At 73.0% G+C, this 5,385-nt stretch carries 5 protein-coding genes; 2 read left to right on the top strand and 3 right to left on the bottom strand.

From position 1 onward, the window contains the following. Together AB0J39_RS38005 and glgC are read right to left on the bottom strand one after the other, a co-directional pair. A partial coding sequence (locus AB0J39_RS38005) for a phosphotransferase (protein ID WP_363473832.1) occupies nucleotides 1–790 on the bottom strand: 790 nt, incomplete at its 3' end. A 121-nt stretch (nucleotides 791–911) separates the two neighbouring features. Further along, nucleotides 912–2,219: a glucose-1-phosphate adenylyltransferase gene (gene glgC, locus AB0J39_RS38000; protein ID WP_363473830.1), complete on the bottom strand. Its 1,308-nt coding sequence runs from the start codon at nucleotides 2,217–2,219 to the stop codon at nucleotides 912–914. 4 nt (nucleotides 2,220–2,223) lie between these two features. On the opposite strand from glgC, the gene glgA reads away from it, so the two are divergent. Further along, nucleotides 2,224–3,408 (top strand): glycogen synthase, encoded by a 1,185-nt coding sequence (gene glgA, locus AB0J39_RS37995; protein WP_363473828.1) that lies wholly within the window; start codon nucleotides 2,224–2,226, stop codon nucleotides 3,406–3,408. Here glgA and AB0J39_RS37990 read toward each other — a convergent pair. Further along, nucleotides 3,392–4,435: a zinc-dependent alcohol dehydrogenase family protein gene (locus AB0J39_RS37990; RefSeq protein WP_363473826.1), complete on the bottom strand. Its 1,044-nt coding sequence runs from the start codon at nucleotides 4,433–4,435 to the stop codon at nucleotides 3,392–3,394. The genes glgA and AB0J39_RS37990 overlap by 17 nt on opposite strands. Before the next feature lie 57 nt (nucleotides 4,436–4,492). Between AB0J39_RS37990 and pgeF the strand changes: the two genes are divergently transcribed. Further along, a complete protein-coding gene (gene pgeF, locus AB0J39_RS37985) occupies nucleotides 4,493–5,182 on the top strand; it encodes a peptidoglycan editing factor PgeF (protein ID WP_363473833.1) in 690 nt (229 codons plus the stop codon). Nucleotides 5,183–5,385 lie beyond the last annotated feature (203 nt).

The raw sequence follows: 5,385 nt of genomic DNA, 5'->3' as shown, positions 1-5,385 counted from the left end.
GCGTGCCCGTGGGCTCGTCTCGCCCGGCTCCGTCGAGGAAGGCCAGATAGCCGCGCACCCAGCCGCCGAAGACCCAGGGTTCCGCCGGGATGTCGCCGCCGGCTTTGCGGTAGCCGTACACGGCGGCGTCGAATCGGTCGACGTCGACGCTCCCGTCGAGGCGGGCCGCCCAGTCGAGGGCCATGCCCGCGGCCTCCTGCTCGGCGACGTACGGACCGGCGGTGTCCCAGTCGATGATCGCCAGGCTGCCGTCGAACCGGAGCAGGGCGTTCTTCGGGTGCAGGTCGCCATGGGACATGGTCAGGGTGCCCGCGCCGGCCGGTCGCGCGGTCGCGGCCGAGAGGCCGGCCGGTCCGGACGCCGGATCCGTGGGGCCGGCGGGGTCCGCCCGCGGTGGTTCCTGCGTAGCGATGTCACGACCGGCCGTGTGAACGGCGGCCACCAACTCGCCCATCGCGGCCGACAGCTCGGGGCTGAGATCGTCGAGGGCGGGCGCCTTCCCGTCGAGCCAGCGGTGCACCCGGACCGAGCCGTCCCCGATGGGGACCACGTACGCTCCTGTCGCGGGCGACGGGACCGGCTCGGGCACCGGGATGCCCGCCCGCCAGGCGGAGACCTCGATCTCCACGTCGGGCGCGGCCGACGGCGGCAGCCGCTTCACGGCGTACGCGCCGGTGATCGTGTCGAGCCGCCACACCTCGTTGTGGTAGTAGCCGGCCACCCGCAGTCCTCGCGTCACCGCCAGGCCGAGGCCGAACGCATCACAAACCGCGCTGATATCGAGATCCATCCACACATTTTGCCGCGCTCCGGGAGGATGCGGGAAAGGCCGGGGCCGCCTGCCCGCAGCCCACGACCGGCACAGAGCGGACGGCGCAGGGCGGACGGCACGGGGCGGACGGGCCCGCGGCTCAGCGGTCGATGATCTCGTTCTTCCCGATGACGACGACACCGCTGCGGGTCACGGCGAACCGCTGGCGGTCGTACTCCAGGTCGAAGCCGATCCGGGCGCCGTCGGGGATCACCACGTTCTTGTCGATGATGGCCTTGCGGACGATCGCGCCCCTGCCGACCTTGACCGAGCCCATCAGCACCGAGTCCTCGACGTGCGAGTGGGAGTGCAGCACCACGCCGGGGGACAGGATCGAGCGCAACGCCGTGCCGCCCGACACGATGACCCCGGGCGACACGAGCGACTCCAGCGCGTGCCCCACCCGGTCGCCCTCGTTGTGCACGAACTTCGCCGGCGGCAGCGGGTCGTTGCCCGTGTAGATCGGCCACCGGTCGTTGTAGAGGTTGAAGACCGGCTGCACCGAGATGAGGTCCATGTTGGCCTCGTAGTAGGCGTCGAGCGTCCCCACGTCGCGCCAGTAGCCCCGATCGCGCTCGGTGGAGCCGGGCACCACGTTGTCCGCGAAGTCGTACACCTCGGCGCCGCCGCTCTTGACGAACATCGGGATGATGTTGCCGCCGAGGTCGTGCTTGCTGCTGGGGTCGAGGGCGTCCTCGCGCAGGGCCTCGATGAGCGCCTGGGTCTTGAAGACGTAGTTGCCCATCGAGGCGAAGATCTGGTCGGGCGCGTCGGGCAGCCCCACCGCGTCCTTCGGCTTCTCGCGGAACGCGACGATCCGGCGGCCCGAGGGGTCGGCCTCGATGACCCCGAACTGGTCGGCCAGTTCGAGGGGCTGGCGGATCGCCGCGACGGTCACGTCCGCGCCCGAGGCGACGTGCTGGTCGACCATTTGACGGGGATCCATCCGGTAGATGTGGTCCGCGCCGAAGACGATCACGTGGTCGGGCATCTCGTCGTAGATCAGGTTCAGGTTCTGGAACAGCGCGTCTGCCGATCCGGCGAACCAGCGCGGCCCGAGCCGCTGCTGCGCGGGCACCGGGGTCACGTAGTTGCCGAGCATCGACGACAGCCGCCACGTCCGGGAGATGTGCCGGTCCAGGCTGTGGTTCTTGTACTGCGTCAGCACCACGATCTGCCAGTAGTGCGCGTTGGCCAGATTCGACAACACGAAGTCGATGAGCCGGTAGATACCCCCGAAGGGCACGGCGGGCTTGGCCCGGTCCGCGGTCAGCGGCATCAGCCGCTTGCCCTCACCACCAGCGAGCACGATCGCCAGGACCTTCATAGGCAGGACCTTAACCCGCGAAATGGCTAACAAACACCAGGGACACCGGCAAACAGTGCGGATCGGGGACTCTAAGCTCACTCGTATGCGTGTCGATCTGCTGAGCCGTGAGTATCCACCCGAGGTGTACGGCGGCGCCGGAGTCCATGTCGAGTACCTCGCGCGGGAGCTCCGCCGGCTGGCCGACGTGCGCGTTCGCTGCTTCGGCGCCCCGCGCGACGAGCCCGGAGTGGAGGCCTACGCGGTCCCCGGGGGGTTGTCGGGCGCGAACGCCGCCCTGCAGGTGCTCGGCGTCGACGTCGAGATGGCCGCCGGCTGCGAGGGCGCCGACGTCGTGCACAGCCACACCTGGTACGCCAACTTCGCCGGCCACGTCGCCAAGATGCTGTACGGCGTGCCGCACGTCGCCACCACCCACAGCCTGGAGCCGCTGCGGCCGTGGAAGGCCGAGCAGCTCGGCGGCGGCTACACGCTGTCGTCGTGGGCGGAGCGGACCGCGCTGGAGTCGGCCGACGCGATCATCGCGGTGTCCGAGGGCATGCGCCGCGACGTGCTCACGGCCTACCCGGAGATCCCCGCCGAGCGCGTACGGGTGATCCACAACGGCATCGACACCGAGGAGTACGCGCCCTCCCGGGGCGCAGATGCGCTGGTGCGGCACGGCATCGACCCGGCCGTGCCGTACGTCGTCTTCGTGGGGCGGATCACCCGGCAGAAGGGCCTGGTGCACCTGCTCCGGGCGGCCCGCTCGTTCGACCCGGCGGCGCAGCTGGTGCTGTGCGCGGGCGCGCCCGACACGCCGGAGATCGCCGAGGAGGTCACCGCGCTCGTGCGCGAGCTGTCGGCCTCCCGCAAGGGCGTGGTGTGGATCTCCGAGATGCTGCCCAGGCCCGAGGTGATCCGGATCCTCACGCACGCCACCGTGTTCGTGTGCCCCTCGGTCTACGAGCCCATGGGCATCGTGAACCTGGAGGCGATGGCGTGCGAGACCGCCGTCGTGGCGACCGCGACCGGAGGCATCCCCGAGGTCGTCGCCGACGGCGAGACCGGCCTGCTCGTCCCGATCGACCAGGGCGCGGACGGCGAGCCGCACGACCCCGAGGCGTTCGCCGCGGCGCTGGCCGAGCGGGTGAACGCGGTGCTCGGCGATCCGCGCCTGGCCGCCGCGATGGGCGAGGCCGGGCGGGCGCGAGCGATCGAGCACTTCTCCTGGCGGCGGATCGCCGAGCGCACCCACGAGCTCTACGCGTCGCTCACCCACCAGGGATGATCATGGTGACGCCGGCGGACGCGCCCGGCCGGGTCAGCGCGTCCGCCGCGTCGTCGAGACCGATGGTGCGGGTGACCAGCAGGTCGGGGCGGAGCACGCCCGCCGCGATCAGCTCCAGCATCGGGGGATAGGCGTGGGCGGCCATGCCGTGGCTGCCCACGATCTCCAGCTCGTGCGCGATCACCCGGCCCATCGGCAGGGAGGTCTCCCCGGGGAGCAGGCCCACCTGCACGTGGCGGCCCCGCCTGCGCAGGCCGCCGATCGACGCGGCGCAGGTCGCGGCGTCACCCAGCGCGTCGAGGGAGACGTCGGCGCCGGCGCCCCCGGTGGCCGCCCTGACCCGGGCGGCCGACTCCTCGGGAGAGCCGCCCTCGCCGAGCAGGACGCACTCGGCCGCGCCGAACCGCTTGGCCAGATCCAGGGCGGCGGGGGACACGTCCACCGCGACCACCCGCGCGCCCACGGCGGCGCCGATCATCACGGCCGACAGCCCGACCCCGCCGCAGCCGTGCACGGCGAGCCATCGGCCCGCCCGGACCCGCCCCTGCTCGACGACGGCCCGGAACGCGGTGGCGAAGCGGCACCCCAGGCTCGCCGCCGTGGCGAACGCCATGCCGTCCGGCAGCCGTACGAGGTTCACGTCGGCGTGGTCGATCGCGACGAGCTCGGCGAACGACCCCCAGTGGGTGAAGCCGGGCTGCGTCTGGCGCTCGCACACCTGCTGGTCGCCGGCGACGCACTCGCGGCAGCTCCCGCAGGCGCAGATGAACGGCACCATGACCCGGTCGCCGGGCCGCCAGCCGGAGACCCCCGGCCCGGCCGAGTGCACCACCCCCGCCAGCTCGTGCCCGGGCACGTGCGGCAGGACGGTGATGTCCGCGTCGTGGCCCATCCACCCGTGCCAGTCGCTGCGGCACATCCCGGTCGCCTCGACCCTGATCACCACACCGTCCGGCGGCGCCACCGGGTCCGCCACCTCGCGCACCTCGGCCCGCCCGCCGAACTCCTCGTACACCACCGCGCGCATGTCACGCTCCTTCCCTGGCCGTACGCTAATCGGGTGATTGCGATCGACCGGATCCGGATGGCCTTCACCGACCGGCACGGCGGCGTGAGCGCCGGACCGTACGGCACGCGCAACCTCGGCGGGGCGGTGGGGGACGACCCCGCGGCGGTCGCGGAGAACCGGGCGAAGACGGCCGCGGAGTTCGGGCTCGACCAGGTGGTGTTCATGCGCCAGGTCCACGGCACCGACGTCGCCTACGCCGCACGGCCGTTCGGGGACGACCCGCCCGCGCTGGACGGGGTGTTCACCGACCGTCCCGGGCTCGGCCTGGCGGTCCTGGTCGCCGACTGCGCGCCCGTGCTGGTGGCCGACCCGGTGGCCGGCCTGGTCGGGGGCGCGCACTCGGGACGGCCCGGCACCGAGGCGGGCGTGGTCCCCGCGCTGGTCGAGACGATGGCGGCCCGGGGGGCCGAGCCGGAGCGGATGGTCGCGGTGATCGGGCCCTCGGCGTGCGGGCGGTGCTACGAGGTGCCGGAGGACCTGCGCGAGCGCGTCGCCGCCCGCGTGCCCGAGACCTGGTCGCGGACGAGGGAGGGCACGCCCGCGCTCGACATCAGGGCGGGGATCGCCGCCCAGCTCGCCCGGGCCGGCGTGGCCGACGTCCGGCACGACGACCGCTGCACGATCGAGACGGCCGACCTCTACTCCTACCGGCGGGAACAGCGCACCGGGCGCTTCGCCGGCTACGTCTGGCTCACCGCCGGCTGAGACTGCTCCGGCGTCCGAGACCGCTCCGGCGCCTGAGACCGCTTGGCGACGGCCGCCGGAGGCGTCTCAGGCCCGTGCCCGCGGCTCCAGCCCGGCGTACGCCTTACTGAGCAGCGCGTGCAGGGTCGCCCGCTCGTCCTCGTCGAGCGCGGCGAGCAGGTCGTCGCGCACCTCCCCGGCCTCGCGCAGGGCCGCCTCCAGCG

Origin of the sequence: Microbispora sp. NPDC049633, from assembly GCF_040675265.1 — a bacterium.
In the GTDB taxonomy this organism is placed as follows: domain Bacteria; phylum Actinomycetota; class Actinomycetes; order Streptosporangiales; family Streptosporangiaceae; genus Microbispora; species Microbispora maris.
The sequence above is the reverse complement of the archived record's forward strand: the minus strand, read 5'-3'. Positions and strand labels throughout refer to the sequence as shown.